This is a genomic window from Streptomyces sp. NPDC002734 (assembly GCF_040295685.1).
In the GTDB taxonomy this organism is placed as follows: domain Bacteria; phylum Actinomycetota; class Actinomycetes; order Streptomycetales; family Streptomycetaceae; genus Streptomyces.
This window is the reverse complement of record NZ_JBEOVU010000026.1, coordinates 23394-42961: the sequence shown is the minus strand read 5'-3', so window position 1 is coordinate 42961 and position 19568 is coordinate 23394. Positions and strand designations below refer to the sequence as shown.

Here is a 19568-nt window from a genome sequence, read left to right as displayed (position 1 = left end):
CGCCCACGGCCGCTTCGCACCCCGGCCGTTCCGTACCACGGCCGCCCCGCCCGGGCGACCGCCCGACCCCACCGTCCCCGCCCGCCGGCGGGGACGCCGAGCCCACCGCCGACACGGCCGGCGCCGCTCCGGCGCCCAGGGTCCGTGCCCGCGCCCGCTGTACCGAGGAGGAAGCGCCATGAAGCAGACCAAGGTCGGTGCCGTGATGACCACCGACGTCGTCCGGGCCCGGAAGGACACCCCGTTCAAGGAGGTCGCCCGGCTGCTCGCCGAGCACCGGATCAGCGGGCTGCCCGTCGTGGACGACGAGGACCACGTCGTCGGCGTCGTCTCCGAGACGGACCTGATGGTCCACCAGGCACAGAGCCCCGACGGCTGGGAACCGCCCGCCCCGAAGCTCCGGCTCCCCTCGATGACGCCGACCGCCCGCCGGCACGCCGCCAAGGGCCGGGCGCGCACCGCGGGCGGTCTGATGACCGCCTCGCCCGTCACCGTGCACGCCGAGGACAGCGTCGTCCAGGCGGCCCGCACCATGGTGCAGCGGCACGTGGACCGGCTCCCGGTGATCGACGAGGAGGACCGGCTGGTCGGCATCGTCACCCGGCACGACCTGCTGCGGGTCTTCCTGCGCACCGACGAGGGCCTGCGCGAGGAGGTCCTCCGCGAGGTGCTGGGCCGGGGGCTGTGGCTGTCGCCGCAGAGCGTGGAGGTCTCCGTCAGCCAGGGCGTCGTCACCCTGCGGGGAGTGACCGAACGCCGCAGCGAGGCGGAGGCCGCCGTGTCGATGACCCGGAAGATCGCCGGAGTCGTCGCCGTCGTCGACGAACTCGGCCACCGGACCGACGACACCCGGATCACGCCCGAACCGGCGGCCGTGCACGGGGTCGCCGACGGCTGGCTGCGCCGGCTCTGACACCCGCCCGGCCCTGACGGCACGGCACGGACGGACGCGGGTGAACGGGGGCGGTGGGCGCCATGACGGTGACCACCGCCCCCGCGTCCCCGCACCGACCGGTGAACGGCCGGCGCCGCCCCGCCGCCACGTGAACGCCCGACACCGAGAGAGGCACGGCCCGCCATGTACCGAAACGACGGCTTCCGCGAACTGGACCGCGAGGAGAGCCTGCGGCGGCTGGCGACCGCCACCGTGGGCCGCGTCGTGCACACCCGGCAGGCGCTCCCCTCCGTGCTCCCCGTCAACTTCGCCCTCGACGACCGCGGCGGCGTCCTGCTGCGCACCTCGGCCGCCTCCGAGCTGGTCCGGGCCGTCGACGGCGAGGTCGTCGCCTTCGAGGCCGACGCGGTCGACGGGGCCGCCCACTCCGGCTGGAGCGTCGTCGTCACCGGAACGGCGAGCGTCGTGACCGACCCGGCCGAGCACGAGCGCCTGACCCGCACCGGGCCCACCTCCTGGGTGCCCTGGCCGCAGGAGGTGTTCCTGCGCATCGCCCCGCAACGCGTCACCGGCCGCGAACTGGTCGGCGGCCGCAGCGCCTACGGCATCCACCTGCCGCTCCCGTCCTGCGAGGCCCACGTGCCCGCCCGCGCGGAGGAGAGGGCGGACTGAGCCCGGGACGACGGAGGCCGGGCGGAACCTGTCACAGGTTCCGCCCGGCCTCCGTCATGTCCCGGACCCGGCCGGGGCCGTCAGCCGTCGTACGCGTCCCGCATCAGGCGCCGCATGTCGTCCAGCATCGGCATGCGCGGGTTGGCCGGCGCGCACTGGTCCTCGTAGGCGTTCAGCGCCTGCTGCGGCAGGGCCGCCAGGAACGCCTGCTCGTCGACGCCCAGCGCCCGGAACGAGGGCTCGATGCCGACGGCCTCGCGCAGCCGCTCGACGGCGACGGCCAGGGACTCCACACCCTCGGCCGGGGTGGCGGCGGGCAGGCCGAGGGCCTGCGCGATCTCCTGGAAGCGCTCGGGCGCCCGGTAGCTCTCGTACTTCGGCCACCCGGTGAGCTTCGCCGGCACCGTGCCGTTGTACCGGATCACGTGCGGAAGCAGCACCGCGTTGGTCCGGCCGTGCGCGATGTGGAAGGTGGCGCCCAGCGTGTGCGACATGGCGTGCACGATGCCCAGGAAGGCGTTGCCGAAGGCCATGCCCGCGATGGTGCCGGCGTTGTGCATCTTCTCCCGGGACTCCGGCGCCCCGTCACGGTCGTTCACCGCCGCCTCGATGTTGCCGAAGATCAGCCGGATCGCGTGCAGGGCGAGGCCGTCGGTGAAGTCGTTGGCGTAGACGGAGACGTACGCCTCGATCGCGTGGGTGAGGGCGTCGAAGCCGCTGTCCGCGGCGAGCGCCGGGGGCAGCGCCGCGGTGAGCAGCGGGTCGACGATGGCGACGCTCGGGGTGAGCGCGTAGTCGGCCAGCGGGTACTTCTTGCCGGTGGCCGGGTCGGAGATCACGGCGAACGGGGTGACCTCAGCGCCGGTGCCCGAGGTGGTCGGCACGCACACCAGCCGGGCCAGCCGGCCCAGCTCCGGGAAGCGGAAGGCGCGCTTGCGGATGTCGGAGAACTTCTGCCGCATGTCCGCGAAGTCGACCTCCACACCGGCCGCGTGCTGCTCGTACAGCAGCCACATCACCTTCGCGGCGTCCATCGGGGAACCGCCGCCCAGCGCGATGATCGTGTCCGGGCGGAAGTCGCCCATCAGGCGGGCGCCCTCGCGCACCGAGTCGATGCTGGGCTCCGGCTGGACGTTGTCGATGATCTGCAGCACCACCGGCTCACGGCGCCGCTGCAGGACCCGGCTGATCCGGTCGACGAAGCCGAGCCGGGTCATCGTCGCGTCGGTGACCACGGTGACGCGGTGGACGTCCGGCATCGAGGCCAGGTAGCGGATGGACTGCGGCTCGAAGTAGATCTTCGGCGGCACCTTGAACCACTGCAGGTTGTTGCGGCGGGCGGAGACCCGCTTGATGTTGAGCAGCTGTGCGGCCGAGACGTTGTTCGACACGGAGGTGCTGCCCCAGGATCCGCAGCCCAGCGTGAGGGAGGGCAGCAGGCCGTTGTAGATGCCGCCGATGGCGCCCTGCGAGGACGGCGAGTTGACGATGACGCGGACCGTTTTCATCCGCCGTCCGTACGCCTCGGCGACCGCGCGGTCCTCGGTGTGGATGACGGCGCTGTGGCCCTGGCCGTGGAAGGCGACCATGTCGGCGGCCAGGCCGAAGCCGTGGCGCTCGTCCTCGGCCCGCAGCACGGCCAGCACCGGGCACAGCTTCTCCCGGGTCAGCGGCTCGTCCGGGCCGACCCGTGCGGCCTCCACCAGGATGAGCGAGGTGCCCTCCGGCACGCTGAAACCGGCCTGCTCGGCGATCCACACCGGGCTCTGTCCGACCGCGGCGGCGTTCACCTTCGGCTCGCAGCCGCCGCCCGGGGCCCGGCCCGCCGGGAAGAGGAAGGCCTCCAGCTTCGCCTTCTCCTCGGCGGTCGCCAGATGGGCGTGCAGGGTGCGGAACTCCTCGAGCGCCGCGTCGTAGATCTCCGCGTCGAGGATCACGGCCTGCTCGGAGGCGCAGATCATGCCGTTGTCGAACGACTTCGACAGGACCAGGTCGTTGACCGCCCTCGCCAGCTTGGCGGTGCGGTGCACGTAGGCCGGGACGTTGCCCGCGCCCACGCCGAGCGCCGGCTTGCCCGCCGAGTAGGCGGCCTTCACCATGGCGTTGCCGCCGGTGGCGAGGATCAGCGCGACGCCGGGGTGCTTCATCAGGATGCCGGTCGCCTCGACCGACGGCTCCTCGATCCACTGCACGCAGTTCTCCGGCGCCCCCGCCGCGACGGCCGCGTCACGGACCACCCGTGCCGCCTCGGCGCTGCACCGCTGGGCGGACGGGTGGAAGGCGAACACCACCGGGTTGCGGGTCTTCAGCGCCATCAGCGCCTTGAAGATCGTGGTGGAGGTCGGGTTGGTGACGGGGGTGACCGCGGCCACCACGCCCACCGGCTCGGCGATCTCGACCATGTCCTCGATGTCGTCGCGGGCGACGACGCCGACCGTCCTCATGGCGCCCATGCTGTGGGTGACGTGCTCGCAGGCGAACATGTTCTTGACGGCCTTGTCCTCGAACACCCCGCGGCCGGTCTCCTCGACGGCCAGGCGGGCCAGCGCCGTGTGCTGGTCCAGGGCGGCCACCGACGCCTTCCTGACGATGTGGTCGACCTGCTCCTGGGTGAGCGACTCGTAGTCGGCGAGGGCCTTCAGGCCTCCCTCGACGAGCCGGTCGACGGCGACCGCGGCGTCCGACGGCGCCGCCTCGGCTCCGGCCCGGGCCCTGCTCGGCGCGTCCTGTCGGGTCATGGTGGTCCGCCTCCGTGATCGGGGCCGCCGGTACGTCCGGCGGCGTCGGGGAAGTGACGCCGTGCGGCCCCGCTTCCGCCAACCACTTTGCTGCGTACGGAAGTTCGGGACCCGGTGCCGGACGGCCCCGACCGGGCCCGGACGTCCCTGCCCGGCCCGGGACCCTCGGCCCTCCCAGGGGCGGACAGCGGCCGGGGAGCGGGAACGGCCGAGGAGCGGGAACGGCCGGGGAGCGGGAACGGCCGAGGAGCGGAACCGTCGGTACCGGTCCCGCTCCTCGGCCTGTGCCCGCCCGGCCCGCGCACCGCGGGTCCGGCGTCCGGTTCAGCGGCCCGGACCCCCGCGCCACGGCGGCGGCACGGCCGCCCTGCGGCTGCGTTCGTCGCGGTGCGCCGCGCGTTCCACCCGGGCGCGCAGCTTGTCGTGGAGACGGTCGGCCAGCTCCCGGACGGTCGCCTCACGGACGTGGACGACGACCAGGTCCTCGCCCACCTGGAGGTCCGCCCCCGCCCACCAGGGCAGCTCGACGTGGTGCGCCGACGCCCTGACGACGCGCACCTCGCCGCTCGCCTCCGGCAGTCCGGGCCGGCCCAGCGCGGCCGCCACCTTCTCGCGGACGTAGGCGAGGGACTCCTCGTCCACGGCGCCGTCGGCACGCACCAGCACGGCGTCGGTCAGGTGACGGACACCGGTGTCGTTGGCAGTCATGAGCTTCGCTCCCTTGGCCTCGTCGAGGTGGTGACAGGAGCGTGCGCCCGCCGCCGGGTCGCCGGCCAGGGCCTTTCCGTCCCCGGACGGGGGCCGAAGAGACCCGGTCGAGGGCCACCCGGCCCCTCGGCCGGCGGCCCGTCACGGGAGCACGGTTGCGGTACCGAGAGTTGGCAACGGCCCTGGAGGGGACGCGTCATGCAGCACGACATCACCGTGGGGGTCGACGGATCGGCCGCGAGCCTGGCCGCCGCCCACTGGGCGGCGGCGGAGGCCGGGCGCCGGGGGACCGGCCTGACCGTGCTGCACACCTGGCACCGTCACGTCCGCCCCGGGTCCGAGGTCCCCGCCGGGACCAGCGAGTACGAGTGGGCCCGCACGGTCCTCGGGCAGGCGGCGCGCGGCCTGCGGGCCGCCCACCCCGGACTGCGGATCACCGAGCGGCTGGTGTGCGACTCTCCGGTCGGCGCCCTCACCTCGGCGGCCGCCGGCAGCGACCTGCTGGTCCTGGGGTCGCTCGGCCTCGGCGCACTCGGCGGGTTCGTGACGGGCTCCGTCTCCCAGCGGGTGGTCGCCCGCGCCGAGGGGCCCGTGGTGCTGGTCCGGGCGGGGCGTGGCACGAGCGACGACCACCTGCCCGCCACGGACGGGATCGCGCCCGAGGAGATCCCGCGGACGCCCTACCGCGAGGTGGTCCTCGGACTGGACACCGGCGAGCCGTGCGATGAGACCGTCGGGTTCGCCTTCGAGGCGGCCCGGCTGCGCGGCACCGGGCTGCGCGTGGTGCACGCCTTCCGCACCCCGCTGCGGGCCGTGACCGACTCCTCGCTGGTCATCGCGGTCCCGGCCACCGAACGCCTGGCGACAGGACCGGTGGCCGAGGCGGCCGCCCAGGCCCGGGCCGACGCGGAGCACACGGTGGCCGCGGTGGCCCACGCCTGGCGCGACAAGTACCCGGAGGTCCCGGTGACCTGGACGGTCGTAGAGGGCCGGGCGGCGTCGGTGCTGGTGCACGAGGCCCACGACGCCGGGCTCCTGGTGGTGGGCCGCCGCGGCGGACACCGCCTGGGCGCCCACCTGGGCCCCGTCGCCCACGCCGCCCTCCACCACGTCCCCTGCCCCGTCGCCGTCGTCCCCCACGGCTGACCCGACCGGGGCGTCGGTGCGGGACGCTTCGCCGCTCCACCCCGAGCCGGCCAGGCCCCTTCGGCCCCGGCCGGCTCGTCCGCGATCCCGGGCACCACCCCTGTCCGCTCCGACGCCCCCAGCACCGCCTCGCCCCGCAGCGCGAGCCGCGAGCGCTCCCGCTGCCCCGGGCTCCCGCCGCCCCGGGCTCCCGCCGCCCGGGTTGCTCGGCAGCCCCCAGGGCACTCCCGGGCCGTTCCGGGCACTTGGCGCCCCGGGGGACTTCCGGGCCGTCCCGGGCACTCGGCACCCCGAGGACTCCCGGGGACTCCCGGGCCGTCCCGGGCACTCGGCACCCCGGGTACTCCCGCCCCCCGGGCCCTTCGCGGCGGAGGAGAGGGCCGAACGTCCCGCCGCGGCAGGGCCGCAGGGGCCACGGCGGTGCCCTGTCGGCACTCTCCCCGCACCCCCTCGCGGGACGACCATCGAGGTGACGGCAGAAGGCCGGACCCGACGAGAGGACCCGTGATGACCGCGACGGTGACAGCCGCACCCCGGACCGCCGACGCCTGGCGGCAGTTCGCCGGCGACGGGTGGCGGGAGCGCGTGGACGTACGCGACTTCGTCCAGGCCAACTACACCCCGTACGAAGGCGACGCCTCCTTCCTGTCCGGCCCCACCGACCGCACCCGCGCCGTGTGGGGCAAGGCCAGCGCCCTGTTCCCCGAGGAACGCAGCCGCGGCATCCTCGACGTGGACGCCGCCACGCCCTCCACCATCACCTCGCACGCCCCCGGCTTCATCGACCGCGACCGCGAGCTGATCGTCGGCCTCCAGACGGACGCCCCGCTCAAGCGGGCGATCATGCCCAACGGCGGCCTGCGCATGGTCGAGAACGGACTCAAGGCCTACGGCTACGAACCCGACCCACGGGTCTCCGAGATCTTCGGCACCTACCGCAAGACCCACAACGACGGCGTCTTCGACGCCTACACCCCCGCCATGCGCACCGCCCGCAGGGTCGGCATCATCACCGGCCTCCCCGACTCCTACGGCCGCGGCCGGATCATCGGCGACTACCGCCGCGTCGCCCTCTACGGCACGGACCGCCTGATCGAGGCCAAGCGCGCCGAACGCGCCCGCCTGGACGCGCTGCCCTCGAGCGAGCACGTGATCCGCGACCGCGAGGAGCTCGCCGAGCAGATCAAGGCCCTGCGGGAGCTGACGCAGATGGCCGCGACCTACGGCTGCGACGTCTCCCGCCCGGCCGCCACCGCCCAGGAGGCCGTGCAGTGGCTGTACCTCGGCTACCTTGCCGCGGTGAAGGAACAGAACGGCGCCGCCATGTCGCTGGGCCGCACCTCCACCTTCCTCGACGTCTACCTCCAGCGCGACCTCGACGAGGGGACCATCGACGAACCCCGCGCCCAGGAGCTGATCGACGACTTCGTGATCAAGCTCCGGATCGTCCGCTTCCTGCGCACCCCCGAGTACGACGCCCTGTTCTCCGGCGACCCGACCTGGGTGACGGAGTCCATCGGCGGCATCGGCGAGGACGGACGGCCGCTGGTCACCCGCACCTCCTTCCGCTTCCTGCAGACCCTGTACAACCTCGGCCCCGCGCCCGAGCCCAACCTGACCGTGCTGTGGTCGCCCTCCCTCCCGACCGGTTTCAAGCAGTTCTGCGCCCAGGTCTCCATCGACACCAGCGCCGTCCAGTACGAGTCCGACGACCTGATGCGCCCGCGCTCCGGCGACGACACCGCCATCGCCTGCTGCGTCTCCGCCATGGCGGTCGGCCGGCAGATGCAGTTCTTCGGCGCCCGGGTCAACCTCGCCAAGGCCCTGCTCTACGCGATCAACGGCGGCCGCGACGAGATGACCGGCGAGCAGGTCACCCCCAAGATGCCTCCGCTCACCGGCGAGTACCTCGACCCGCAGGAGTTGGACGCCGCCTACGACCGCGTCCTGGACTGGCTGGCGGGCACCTACGTCGACGCACTCAACGTCATCCACTACATGCACGACAAGTACGCCTACGAGCGCCTCGAGATGGCGCTGCACGACCACCCCGTGCACCGCTTCATGGCCTGCGGCATCGCCGGCCTCTCGGTCGCCGCCGACAGCCTCTCCGCCGTGAAGCACGCCCGGGTCAAGGTGGTGCGCGACGAGAGCGGCCTCGCCGTCGACTTCCGCACCGAGGGCGAGTACCCGGCCTACGGCAACAACGACGACCGGGCCGACGCGATCGCCGTCCACCTGGTGGAGTCGTTCATGGCCAAGGTGCGCCGGCACCCCACCTACCGGGACGCCGAGCACACCCAGTCCGTGCTGACGATCACCTCGAACGTGGTCTACGGCAAGCACACGGGCAACACCCCCGACGGCCGCCGCGCCGGACAGCCCTTCGCGCCCGGCGCCAACCCCATGAACGGCCGCGACCGGCACGGGGTCGTCGCCTCGGCCCTCTCGGTCGCCAAGCTGCCCTACGAGTCGGCGCGCGACGGCATCTCGCTCACCACCACCATCACCCCCGAGGGCCTCGGCCACGTCCCGGCGGAGCGCGCCGGGCACCTGGTCGGCATCCTCGACGGCTACATGGGCGGCGGAGGGTTCCACATGAACGTCAACGTCCTGGACCGGGCCACCCTGGAGGACGCCATGGAGCACCCCGAGAAGTACCCGGAGCTGACCATCCGGGTCTCCGGCTACGCCGTCAACTTCGTCCGCCTGACCCGCGAGCAGCAGCTCGACGTGATCAGCCGCACCTTCCACGGATCGCTGTGAGCACCGAGGCCGCAGCGGGCACCGTGGCCGGCGGCGGCACCGAGGCCGAAGCGGTCACGGGCCGGATCCACTCCTGGGACCTGTCCACCGGCGTGGACGGTCCCGGGACCCGGTTCGTGCTGTTCACCAGCGGCTGCCCGCTGCGCTGCCTGTACTGCGCCAACCCCGACACCTGGCACATGCGGGACGGGCAGGAGCGGACCGTGGACGAGGTGATGGGGGAGATCGAGAAGTACCGGCCGTTCCTCACCACGGCGGGCGGCGGCGTCACCCTCACCGGCGGTGAACCGCTGCTCCAGCCGCGCTTCACCGGCGCGGTCCTGCGCCGCTGCAAGGAGGCCGGTCTGCACACCGCGATCGACACCTCGGGCCTGCTCGGCGCCCGCGCCACCGACGAGATGCTCGCCGACACCGACCTGGTCCTGCTCGACGTGAAGTCCTTCGACGTCCGCACCTACCGCCGGCTGACCGGCGGCGCCCTCGCGCCCACCCTGTCCTTCGCGACCCGGCTGGACCGGCTCGGCGTCCCGGTCTGGATCCGGTACGTGCTCGTGCCCGGCTGGACCGACGACCTCGCCGCCGTGGACGGCCTCGCCGAGTTCGTCGGCGGACTCGGGACGGTGCGGCGCGTGGACGTCCTGCCCTTCCACAAGCTGGGCGCGGGCAAGTACGAGGCCCTGGGCATCCCCTTCCCGCTGCGCGACACCCCGGCGCCCGACCCCGCCCTGGTCGAGGAGGTCAGGCGTCGCTTCCGCGCCCACGGTAAGGACGCCTACTGACGAGGCGACGAGGCGACGAGGCGGCGCCGGCCCGGCGGCGGACAGCCGCCGGGCCGGCGCTTCGTCACCTCACCAGTTCTTGTACTGCGTCCGGCCGAGCCCGCAGAAGGTGCACCCGGGGCTCAGGAAGTCCTGGGTGCGGCGGAACTCCTCGTCGGCCAGGTGCCAGCGCAGCCAGGCGGTGATGATGTGCTGCCCGTTGCGGGTGGCGGCGATGTGGTCGGTGCCGTCGAGGACGTTGAGCCACACCGGCACGTCGGTGTTGGTGTAGTCGCGCTCCACGTTGGAGGTGGCGAAGTCGTCGTCACCGCCGATGTACAGCGCCGGGTTGCGGAGGTTGTCCGGCCCGTTGCCGTCGAAGGAGCCGCCCGCCACGTGGACGGTGGTCTCCAGGCGCGGGTCGTCGGCCACGTCGAACGTGCCGATGGAGCCGCGGGAGTGGCCGCCGAAGGCCACCTCGCTCGTGTCGATGTCCTGGTACAGCGGACTGCCGGTGTTCGCGTTCTGGTCCTCGATCCAGTCGAGCGCGTCGACCATGTAGTCGCCGCTGCTGGAGGAGACCTCGCTGTAGACGACGAACCCGTGCGAGGCCCACTGGCGCAGCATGTCCTCGTAGGCGGCCGGGTCGGAGCCCGCGCCGGGGCCCCAGACGAGCACCGGGTGCCTCACGCCGTTCTGCCCGGCGTTCGTCGGGTACACCAGCCACCCGTCGTCGCCCGAGCCCGCGGTGGTGTCGACGGTCACCGCGTACGGCCCGGGGGCGGTCACGTCGCTCACCGGGGGCAGCGATCCGCCGGGCGGGTCGGTCGGCCCGCCGGTGCCGCCGCCCGCCGCCTGGACGAGCACGTCGTCGACGGTCAGCGACTCCAGCGCGCTGTTGGCGTCCAGCGAGAACCGTAACCGCAGACCGCGGCCGTCCACCGAGGACGGCAGCCGGTACGAGGTCGCGCCGGTGGCCGTGCGCGCCGACTCCAGCGTCGTCCAGGAGCCGCCGTCCACGGAGTAGGCGACCGTGAAGGCCTCGCCGAGGTCCAGCCCGGTCGCCGTCCGGGTGTACGACACCGATATCCCGCTGTATCCGGCCAGGTTGACGGCCGCGGAGGTGAGGGTCGGGTCTGTCAGCAGCGAGCCGCCCAGGCGCGCGGCGCCCGTGCTCGCACTGACGGAACCGGTGGAGGTGAAGGTGCCGAGCCCGGCGGAGAAGTTCTCGCCGTAGAGCGACGTCACGGCGGAGGCGGGGGAGGAGAGGACGCCGGCGACACCCACGGCCGTGAGGCACGCGGCCATCACGGCCCTCAGGCGAGGACGTCGGCTTCGACCGGTGCGAACTGACATGTACGACCCCTTCGTTGTGCCGACCACGCCGGCCCGTCGGGGGTCCCGGTGGCCGGAGTCGGTCCAGGTTGTCCGTCCACGGCGAGTGAAGCGGGGTCCCTCACGTGCGCGCATCAGTGAAATCACCGGTCAGGCTCAGAGGCGCGGCAGCGGACTGCGGCAACCGGGCCCGGGCCCGGTGCCACCACGCCCGTACCCGGCAGCGTGGTTGACGTCGCGGGACGGCGCGACCCCGGATGACGGACGGGCCTCGGCGGTCCTGATGGGGGTGACGCGGCGAAAACGTGGAAGCACCGGTCCGGGTGGTGGTGCGCCGGGGCAACATCAACAACGCTGTTCGACGGCGGAAACGGCGCCGACACGCCGCCGGAGCACCCTGTCCGCCACGTCCCCGTTCCACCCCGCCCGTACGGCCCACGGAGGTCCGCCATGCCCCAGCCCCCCGACGCACCCGCACCCGCACCTGTGCCCCCGTCCGGTCCCGCACCGGCTGCCCGGCATCCGGTCGACCAGGTCCTGCCGCCCGCCCGGCTCGGACTCCTCGGCCTCCAGCACGTCCTGGTGATGTACACCGGCTGCGTGACCGTTCCGCTGGTCTTCGGAGCGGCGGCCGGGCTCGACACCTCCACCGTGGGGCTGCTCATCAACGCCGACCTGCTGGTCGCCGGTCTGGTGACGATGCTTCAGGCGTTGGGCGTCGGCCGGGTGCTGGGCGTCCGGCTGCCGGTCGTGGCCGGCGCCACCTTCACCGCCGTTACCCCGATGATCCTGATAGCCGGCGAGTACGGGATGCAGGCGGTCTACGGCTCGATGATCGCCGCCGGCGTCTTCGGGCTTTTGGTCGCGGTCCCCTTCGCCCGCGCGGTGCGGTTCTTCCCGCCGCTGGTCAGCGGGTCGGTCATCACCGTCATCGGGCTGTCCCTGATCGGCGTCGCGGCCGGGCTGATCGCCGGTCACGACCCGACGGCGAAGGACTACGCCGCACCGAGCCATCTCGCCCTGGCCGGCGGCGTCGTCCTGCTCGTCATCCTGATCAGCCGCTTCACCCGCGGCTTCCTCTCCCAGCTCGGCGTCCTGCTGGGCCTGGTCGCCGGCACCCTGGTGGCCGTCCCCATGGGGCTGACGGACTTCTCCACCGCGGCCGACGCCGACTGGTTCGGACTCGCCGCGCCGTTCCACTTCGGCGCCCCGGAGTTCCCCGTCGCCGCGGTGATCTCCATGTGCGTGGTCATGCTGGTGACGTTCACCGAGTCCACCGCCGACATGCTCGCCGTGGGCGACATGACCGGCCGCCCGCTCACCCGCAAGGACCTGGCGCGCGGCCTGGCCGCCGACGGCGTCTCCGGAGTCCTCGGCGGCGTCATGAACGGCTTCCTGGACACCGTCTTCGCCCAGAACGTCGGCCTGGTCGGCATGACCAAGGTGCGCAGCCGCTACGTCGCGGCCGTCGCGGGCGGCATCCTCGTCCTCCTCGCCCTCGTCCCCCGGTTCGGCGAGATCGTCGCGGCGCTGCCCGGACCGGTCGTCGGCGGGGCGGGGCTGGTCATGTTCGCCACCGTCACCTCCGTCGGCATCGCCACCCTGCGCAAGGTGGAGTACGAAGGCACCCACAACCTGCTCGTCGTCGCCGTCGCCGTCGGGGTGGGCATGCTCCCGGTCGTGGCGCCCTCCTTCTACCACGCCTTCCCGACCTGGGTGCAGATCATCGGCGGCAGCGCCATCACCAGCGCCACCCTCGCCGCCTTCCTGCTGAACCTGCTGTTCAACCACACGGCCGCGGGCGGGAGGAAGACGCCGGCGCCCGAACCGGAGGCGCGGCACGACGACGCGGAACCCGCCGCGCCGGCCACGGGCTGAGGCGTCGCGCGGGAGCGGCTCGACTGTCGGCGCCGACGGCCATCCTGGGCGGATGACCCACACGAACGACAACCCGCCCGTCGGCGACGTCTGGCGGCTGCACCACGGTGACCGGGAGGTCGCCCGGTTGACCGTGACCGGCTTCGACATGCCCTGGATGTATGCCGACGTCGAGACGCTCCCCGGCTTCGAGTCGTTCCGCCCCTCTCCGCCGAGCAGGAGCGGGCCCTGGACGCCCTGGACGACCCGGGCGACCGGGACGACCTGGACGTCGACCTGCTCGACGCCTGCGCCGCCCGGATCCGCGCGGAGCTCACCATGACGTATCCCGACGGGACCCCCGTGCCCGAGTTCTGGCTGCGCCTCCACGGCGACGGCACCGCCGGCCGGCGATGGCACCACGAGCCCTTCGACACGGACGCGCCGGGAGAGGAGAGCCGGTAGCCACACGGCCCAACTCGCCGATTCCTGCCGTCAATTGCGCCGAAACGCCGTGGTAACACTCCCCTCGCACGCTGTTCAGGCGCCTCAGCGTCCAGCCCGGACATCACCCCCGGAACGGCTGGGACCCCGTGCGTCACGCCGCCGCCTCTGAAGCGCGTCCCGCTCTCCTCGCCGCTCTTCCCATCGCCCCTCGTGGGCAAGGAGGTTGTGCATGTCCGGGCTCAGCATCAGCAGGCGTGGTCTCCTGACCGGCCTGTACGTCCTCGGCGCGTCCGCCGCGATCGGCGCCTGCGGCGCCAAGACCGGCAGCGACCGGACGACCACCGCCGGCGCCAAGGCCGACACCTCCGGCGACACGGTCCGGGTCGGCCTCCTGAACTCCCTCTCCGGCACCATGGCCATCAGCGAGGTCACCGTCCACAACGCGCTGCTGCTGGCCGTCAAGGAGATCAACGCCGACGGAGGCGTACTGGGCAAGAAGCTCGACCCGGTCAGCCAGGACGGCGCCTCCGACTGGCCCACCTTCGCGGAGAAGGCGGAGGCCCTGATCACCGGCGACAAGGTCGCCGCCACCTTCGGCTGCTGGACCTCGGCCAGCCGCAAGGCCGTCAAGCCGGTCTTCGAGCGGCACAAGTCGCTGCTGTTCTACCCCGTGCAGTACGAGGGCCTCGAGCAGTCGCCGTACATCTTCTACACGGGCGCGACCACCAACCAGCAGATCGTGCCCGCCCTGGACTACCTCAGGAAACAGGGACTGACCAGGCTCTACCTGGTCGGCAGCGACTACGTCTTCCCGCGCACCGCCAACAAGATCATCCGCGCGTACGCCAAGGGCAACGGCATGCGCGTGCTCGGCGAGGACTACGCGCCGCTGGGCTCCACCGAGTTCAGCACCCTCGTCAACAAGGTGAAGGAGTCGGGCGCCGACGCAGTGTTCAACACCCTCAACGGCGACAGCAACGTGGCCTTCTTCAAGGAGTACAAGTCCTCCGGGATGACCGCCAAGGCCCTGCCGGTGCTGTCCGTCTCCATCGCCGAGGAGGAGGTCAAGAGCATCGGCGCCCCGTACCTGGAGGGCCAGCTGACCGCCTGGAACTACTACCAGACGACGCCGGGCGCGGCGAACACCGCCTTCGTGGACGCCTACCAGGCCGCCTACGGCAAGGACAAGCCGACGTCCGACCCGATGGAGGCCGCCTACCTCTCCGTCCACCTGTGGAAGGCGATGGTCGAGAAGGCCGGCTCCTTCGACGTCGCGAAGGTCAAGGCCGCCGCGGACGGCATCACCTTCGACGCCCCGGAGGGCAAGGTGACCGTCGACGGCGCCACCCAGCACGTCCACAAGACCGCCCGCATCGGCAGGGTCGGCGCCGACGGGCTGATCACCGAGGTGTGGAGTTCGGGCAGGCCGATCAAGCCGGACCCCTACCTCAAGGGCTACGACTGGGCCTCCGGCCTCTCCTGAGCGCGTGCCGCCGCCGACACCCCCTCCCCGACCCGGAGCCGCCTCATGACGGTCGTCCTCAACCAGTCCTTCACCGGCGTCGGCATCGGCGCCGTCCTCCTGCTCGTCGCCCTCGGCCTCACCCTCACGTTCGGCCAGATGGGCGTCATCAACATGGCGCACGGCGAGTTCATCATGGCCGGCGCCTACACCACCTACGTCCTTCAGCAGGCCGTCGACGGCACCGGCGTCTCCCTGCTCCTCGCGCTGCCACTGGCCTTCCTCGTGGCGGGCACGACAGGCGCACTCCTGGAGTGGCTGCTCGTCCGCCGCCTGTACGCCCGGCCCCTGGACACGCTCCTGGTCACCTGGGGCGTCTCCCTGATGCTCCAGCAGTTCGCCCGCGACGTGTTCGGCGCCCCCAACGTGCAGACCCGCGCCCCCGACCTGCTCACCGGCAACGTCTCCGTCGCGGGCATCACCCTCGCCAACAACCGGCTCGCCATCCTCGGCCTCGCCCTGCTGAGCGTGCTCGCCCTCACGCTCGTCCTGCGGCTCACCCCGCTCGGCCGGCGCATCCGCGCCGTCGTGCAGAACCGGGACCTCGCGGAGGTCTCCGGCATCGCCACCGGCCGGGTGGACCGCACGACGTTCTTCATCGGCTCCGGCCTCGCGGGCGTCGCCGGCGTCGCGCTCACCCTCGTCGGCCCCATCGGCCCGACCATGGGCACCAACTACATCGTCGACGCCTTCCTCGTGGTCGTCGTCGGCGGCATCGGGCAGCTGAAGGGCAGCGTGATCACCGCCTTCGTGCTCGGCGTGCTCCAGTCGGTGCTGGAGTACTCCACGACCGTCAGCGTCGCCAAGGTCGCCGTGCTGGTGGCCATCGTCGCCTTCCTCCAGTGGCGGCCCCAGGGCCTGTACACCCTGCGCACCCGGAGCCTGGCATGACGACGACCACCCCGCGCACGACCGGCCCGCACACGACCGCCCCGCCCGACACCCCGCCCGCGACCCGGCCGCGGACGTCCACGTCACGACGCCTGCGGGTGCCGGCGGCCTTCCTGCTCGGCGCGGTGCTGCTCCTCGGCGCCGCCCCGCTCGCCCTCACCGACTCCCGGCTCAACCTCCTCGCCAAGTACCTCTGCTACGCGATCGTCGCCGTCGGCGTCAGCCTCGCCTGGGGCCGCGGCGGACTCCTCGTCCTCGGCCAGGGCGTCTTCTTCGGCCTCGGCGGCTACGCCATGGCCATGCACCTCAAACTCGCCGACGCCGCCACGGCGGGCGAGAGGCTGCCGGACTTCATGCTGCTCTACGGGACCTCCGACGCGTTGCCCTGGTGGTGGCAGCCGTTCGCCGACCCGGTCTTCGCGCTCGCCATGACGGTGCTGCTCCCGATGACCGTGGCCGCGCTCCTCGGCTTCCTCGTCTTCCGCCGTCGCGTGAAGGGCGCGTACTTCGCGATCCTCAGCCAGGCCCTGGCCGCCGCCCTGTCCATCTGGCTGGTCGGCCAGCAGGCCACCACCGGCGGCACCAACGGCCTCACCGGCATCCAGGGATTCTTCGGCTACGACCTCGCCGACCCCGTCAACCAACGGATGGTCTACTTCGTGATCGCGGCGGCGCTGCTCGTGCTGATGGCGGCCGCCCGCCAGCTGTTCGTCAGCCGGTACGGGGAACTGCTCGTCGCCGTACGGGACTCCGAGGAGCGCGTCCGCTTCCTCGGGTACGACCCGGCCAACGTCAAGCTCGTCGCCTACGTGGTCGCGGCCGGCATGGCGGGTCTCGCCGGCGCCCTGTTCGTCCCGGCCGTCGGCATCATCTCCCCGGCCCTGATCGGGATCGTGCCGTCCATCGGCTTCGTCATCGGCGCCGCGGTCGGCGGCCGGGCCTCACTGGTGGGGGCGGTGCTCGGCGCCGTCGCGGTGGCCTGGGCGCAGAGCACCCTCTCCGACGCCTTCCCCGCCGCCTGGACGTATCTCCAGGGGCTGCTCTTCGTCCTGATGGTCGGCTTCCTGCCGGGCGGACTGGCCTCCCTCGGCGCGCTGCGGCGCAAGCGGCGACGCGTCGCCCGATCGTCCGCCGAGGGCCCGGCTTCCGCGACTTCGGTCGTTCCGACCGCATCCACGAGGGAGACGGCATGAGCGGCGTGGGACTGACCGTCCGGAACCTGCGGGTGGCCTTCGACGGTTACACCGCCGTCGACGGCGTCGACCTGGACATCGCACCGGGCGACCTGCGGTTCCTCATCGGCCCGAACGGGGCCGGCAAGACCACCCTGGTGGACGCCGTGACCGGTCTGGTCAAGGCCACCGGGTCGGTCCGCTTCGGGGACGACGAGCTCCTCGGCAGGCCCGTCCACCGCATCGCCCGGCTCGGCATCGGACGCACCTTCCAGACGGCCACGGTGTTCGAGCAGCTGACCGTGGAGCAGAACCTGGACATCGCCGCCGGAGCGGGACGCGGCGCCTGGACGATGCTCCGGCGCCGCAGGACCGTTCCCGAGCGGGTCGAGCGGGCTCTGGAGACCACGGGCCTGGCGGACCTGCGCGACCGCCCGGCGGGCGCGCTGGCCCACGGCCAGAAGCAGTGGCTGGAGATCGGGATGCTGCTGGTGCAGGACGTGCGGCTGATGCTGCTCGACGAACCGGTCGCCGGCATGAGCCACGAGGAACGCGAGGCCACCGGCGCACTGCTGCGGCGGGTCGGCGAGGACCACACGGTGGTCGTCATCGAGCACGACATGGACTTCATGCGGGCCTTCGCCCGCAGCGTCACCGTCCTGCACGCCGGCAAGGTGCTCAGCGAGGGTTCGGTGGCCGAGGTCCGGGCCGACGCCAAGGTCCAGGAGGTCTACCTCGGCCGGGCCTCGAGGTCGGAGCCTGATCCGCGGTCGGAGCCGCGGCCTGATCAGCGGCCTGATCAGCGGCCTGATCAACGGCGGGAACCGGAGGCCGTCCCCGCCGTCCCCGCCGCCCCTGCGGCATCCGCCGCATCCGCCGCATCCGCCGCCTCCGCAGCCGCCGTGACCTCCGTGGCCGAGGAAGGGTGACGCCCATGCTGGAGATCGACGACGTCCACGCCGGCTACGACCGCACCACCGTGCTGCACGGCGTGTCCGTCACCGTCCCGGAGGGCGGCGTCACCGCCGTCCTCGGACACAACGGCGCCGGCAAGAGCACCCTCCTGCGCGTGGCCATGGGCCTGCTCCGGCCGCGGCGCGGCACGGTCCTGCTGGACGGCGAGGACATCACCCGCCTCGCCCCCCACCGGCGGGTGACCCGCGGCATGGCGTACGTCCCGCAGGGCCAGCAGTCCTTCCCGCACCTCACCACCGCCGAAAACCTGCGACTGGTCGCCGACGGACGCGCGTACGGCAAGCGGGCCGTCGCCGAGGTCCTGGACCTCTTCCCGGCCCTGCGTGAGCTGTCCGGCCGCCGCGCCGGTCTCCTCTCCGGCGGCCAGCGCCAGCAGCTCGCCATCGCCCGCGCCCTGATCACCCGCCCCAGGCTCCTCCTCCTCGACGAGCCGACCGAGGGCATCCAGCCCTCGGTCGTGGCCGACATCGAGGAGACGATCCTCGCCCTGGCCCGGGGACACGGCCTGTCCGTCCTCCTGGTGGAACAGCACGTCGGCTTCGCGCTGCGCGCCGCCCAGCGGTACCACGTGCTCGAGGCAGGCCGCGTGACGTCCACCGGCACGGGCGGACCGGCCTCGGAGAGGACCGTCCGGGAGGCCCTCAGCGTGTGAGCGCCGGCGGGCCGGGTGAGGCGACCGGGCCGAAGGGACGCGGTGGCCGCGTGACGTCCACCGCGTCGGGCGTCACGGTGTCCGGCGACCCCCCGCCCCGTCGCTCCAGGTCGCCCAGATACACGGCGAGATCGCCTTCCACGGCGTCGTGGGCCGGCCCGGTGAGCGGTCCGCTCACCCGACTGGTCCCGCACCGGCCGGCCGCCGCCGGGGGAGTGATGAGGCATGCGCAGGCTGCTGAATGACGTGTTCCGCACGCTGTGGCCGCGGGGCGAGGAGCTCCACGGCCCGCTGCCGCCCCTCCTGCTGGTGCTGACGGTGGCGACCGGGCTGGTCGACGCGGTGAGCTACCTGGCCCTGGGGCACGTGTTCGTCGCCAACATGACGGGCAACGTGGTCTTCCTCGGCTTCGCCCTCGCCGGCGACAGCGACCTCTCCGCACCCGCCTCGCTCGTCGCGATCGCCGCCTTCCTCCTCGGAGCGGTGGGCGGCGGAAGGCTCGGCGCCCGGTTCGCAGGGCACCGCGCGCGTCTGCTGGCAGCGGCCACGGCCGTCGAGACGGCGTTGACGGCGGCCACCGTGGTGGTGGCCGCCGTGCTCGACGAAACGCTGACGCCCGGTGTCCGGTACACGCTGATCGTCGGTCTGGCTCTCGCCATGGGCCTGCAGAACGCCGTCGTCCGGCGTCTGGGCGTCCCCGACCTCACCACGACCGTGATGACGCGGACCCTCACCGGCCTGGCCGCCGACTCCCCGGCCGCCGGGGGCGCGGCCCCGAACCCCGGACGCCGGGTGCTGTCGGTGGCCGCGTTGTTCCTCGGCGCCCTGCTCGGGGCTGCCCTGGTCCTCGGCGGCGGCCTCGTGCCGTCCCTCGCCCTGCCCCTGGTGGTGCTGGCGGCGACCACCGCGGCCGCGTTCCGGTACCGGACCGTCGACGCACCCTGGGTGCGGCCGAAGCCCTGACGTCCCGTGCACCGAGCCCTGCCGCCGGAAGGGCGACGGCCGACGTCGGCTCGCCGAACGCCTTGAGCCGG

The 19568-nt window shown here is 73.1% G+C and carries 16 protein-coding genes and 1 pseudogene; 14 read left to right on the top strand and 3 right to left on the bottom strand.

The genetic code is table 11. The annotated features are described in order from the left end of the window. The first annotated feature begins 178 nt into the window (after window positions 1–178). Both ABT026_RS22320 and ABT026_RS22315 read left to right on the top strand, forming a co-directional pair. Complete coding sequence (locus tag ABT026_RS22320; RefSeq protein WP_351116688.1) at window positions 179–913, top strand: CBS domain-containing protein; 735 nt, start codon at window positions 179–181, stop codon at window positions 911–913. 165 nt (window positions 914–1078) lie between these two features. Beyond that, the gene (locus ABT026_RS22315; protein ID WP_351116687.1) at window positions 1079–1567 is read left to right on the top strand and encodes a pyridoxamine 5'-phosphate oxidase family protein; all 489 of its coding nucleotides are present in this window, start codon (window positions 1079–1081) and stop codon (window positions 1565–1567) included. An 80-nt stretch (window positions 1568–1647) separates the two neighbouring features. On the opposite strand, the gene adhE is transcribed toward ABT026_RS22315, so the two are convergent. Continuing rightward, on the bottom strand, window positions 1648–4305 hold the full coding sequence (adhE, locus tag ABT026_RS22310; RefSeq protein WP_351116685.1) for a bifunctional acetaldehyde-CoA/alcohol dehydrogenase: 2658 nt from the start codon (window positions 4303–4305) through the stop codon (window positions 1648–1650). Window positions 4306–4629: 324 nt separating this feature from the next. Next, window positions 4630–5013: a hypothetical protein gene (locus ABT026_RS22305; protein WP_351116684.1), complete on the bottom strand. Its 384-nt coding sequence runs from the start codon at window positions 5011–5013 to the stop codon at window positions 4630–4632. 198 nt (window positions 5014–5211) lie between these two features. Here ABT026_RS22305 and ABT026_RS22300 point away from each other — a divergent pair, with 198 nt between their 5' ends. The 3 genes from ABT026_RS22300 (at window position 5212) to pflA (ending at window position 9704) form a co-directional block, all read left to right on the top strand. Further along, window positions 5212–6159: a universal stress protein gene (locus ABT026_RS22300; protein ID WP_351116682.1), complete on the top strand. Its 948-nt coding sequence runs from the start codon at window positions 5212–5214 to the stop codon at window positions 6157–6159. 507 nt (window positions 6160–6666) lie between these two features. Further along, window positions 6667–8925 (top strand): formate C-acetyltransferase, encoded by a 2259-nt coding sequence (gene pflB, locus ABT026_RS22295; RefSeq protein ID WP_351116680.1) that lies wholly within the window; start codon window positions 6667–6669, stop codon window positions 8923–8925. Then, on the top strand, window positions 8922–9704 hold the full coding sequence (gene pflA / locus ABT026_RS22290) for a pyruvate formate-lyase-activating protein (RefSeq protein ID WP_351116679.1): 783 nt from the start codon (window positions 8922–8924) through the stop codon (window positions 9702–9704). Before pflB ends, pflA begins: the two co-directional genes overlap by 4 nt. 69 nt (window positions 9705–9773) lie before the next feature. On the opposite strand, the gene ABT026_RS22285 is transcribed toward pflA, so the two are convergent. Continuing rightward, window positions 9774–10991 carry a poly(ethylene terephthalate) hydrolase family protein gene (locus ABT026_RS22285; RefSeq protein ID WP_502968030.1) on the bottom strand — a complete coding sequence of 406 codons (1218 nt, stop codon included), beginning with the start codon at window positions 10989–10991 and terminating at the stop codon, window positions 9774–9776. A gap of 477 nt (window positions 10992–11468) precedes the next feature. Here ABT026_RS22285 and ABT026_RS22280 point away from each other — a divergent pair, with 477 nt between their 5' ends. From ABT026_RS22280 to ABT026_RS22240, 9 genes and pseudogenes are all read left to right on the top strand, one after another. Next, window positions 11469–12896 carry a nucleobase:cation symporter-2 family protein gene (locus tag ABT026_RS22280; protein WP_351116675.1) on the top strand — a complete coding sequence of 476 codons (1428 nt, stop codon included), beginning with the start codon at window positions 11469–11471 and terminating at the stop codon, window positions 12894–12896. A 52-nt stretch (window positions 12897–12948) separates the two neighbouring features. After that, window positions 12949–13218, top strand: a complete 270-nt coding sequence (locus ABT026_RS22275) for a hypothetical protein (protein WP_351116674.1) — start codon at window positions 12949–12951, stop codon at window positions 13216–13218. Then, window positions 13215–13340, top strand: coding sequence for a hypothetical protein (locus ABT026_RS22270; RefSeq protein WP_351116672.1), 126 nt, complete (start codon window positions 13215–13217; stop codon window positions 13338–13340). Before ABT026_RS22275 ends, ABT026_RS22270 begins: the two co-directional genes overlap by 4 nt. 211 nt (window positions 13341–13551) lie before the next feature. Next, entirely contained in the window at window positions 13552–14805 is a 1254-nt protein-coding gene (urtA, locus tag ABT026_RS22265; protein ID WP_351116670.1) for an urea ABC transporter substrate-binding protein, read from the top strand. A 45-nt stretch (window positions 14806–14850) separates the two neighbouring features. Further along, window positions 14851–15735, top strand: coding sequence for an urea ABC transporter permease subunit UrtB (gene urtB, locus ABT026_RS22260; RefSeq protein ID WP_351116669.1), 885 nt, complete (start codon window positions 14851–14853; stop codon window positions 15733–15735). After that, the gene (gene urtC, locus ABT026_RS22255) at window positions 15732–16928 is read left to right on the top strand and encodes an urea ABC transporter permease subunit UrtC (protein ID WP_351116668.1); all 1197 of its coding nucleotides are present in this window, start codon (window positions 15732–15734) and stop codon (window positions 16926–16928) included. The genes urtB and urtC overlap by 4 nt, the downstream gene beginning before the upstream one ends. Beyond that, window positions 16925–17668: pseudogene (gene urtD, locus ABT026_RS22250) on the top strand (urea ABC transporter ATP-binding protein UrtD); the annotation flags it as partial. The gene urtC and the pseudogene urtD, both read left to right, overlap by 4 nt. Window positions 17669–17841: 173 nt before the next feature. Continuing rightward, entirely contained in the window at window positions 17842–18534 is a 693-nt protein-coding gene (urtE, locus tag ABT026_RS22245; protein ID WP_351116665.1) for an urea ABC transporter ATP-binding subunit UrtE, read from the top strand. Between the two features lie 225 nt (window positions 18535–18759). After that, complete coding sequence (locus ABT026_RS22240) at window positions 18760–19497, top strand: YoaK family protein (protein WP_351116663.1); 738 nt, start codon at window positions 18760–18762, stop codon at window positions 19495–19497. Window positions 19498–19568 lie beyond the last annotated feature (71 nt).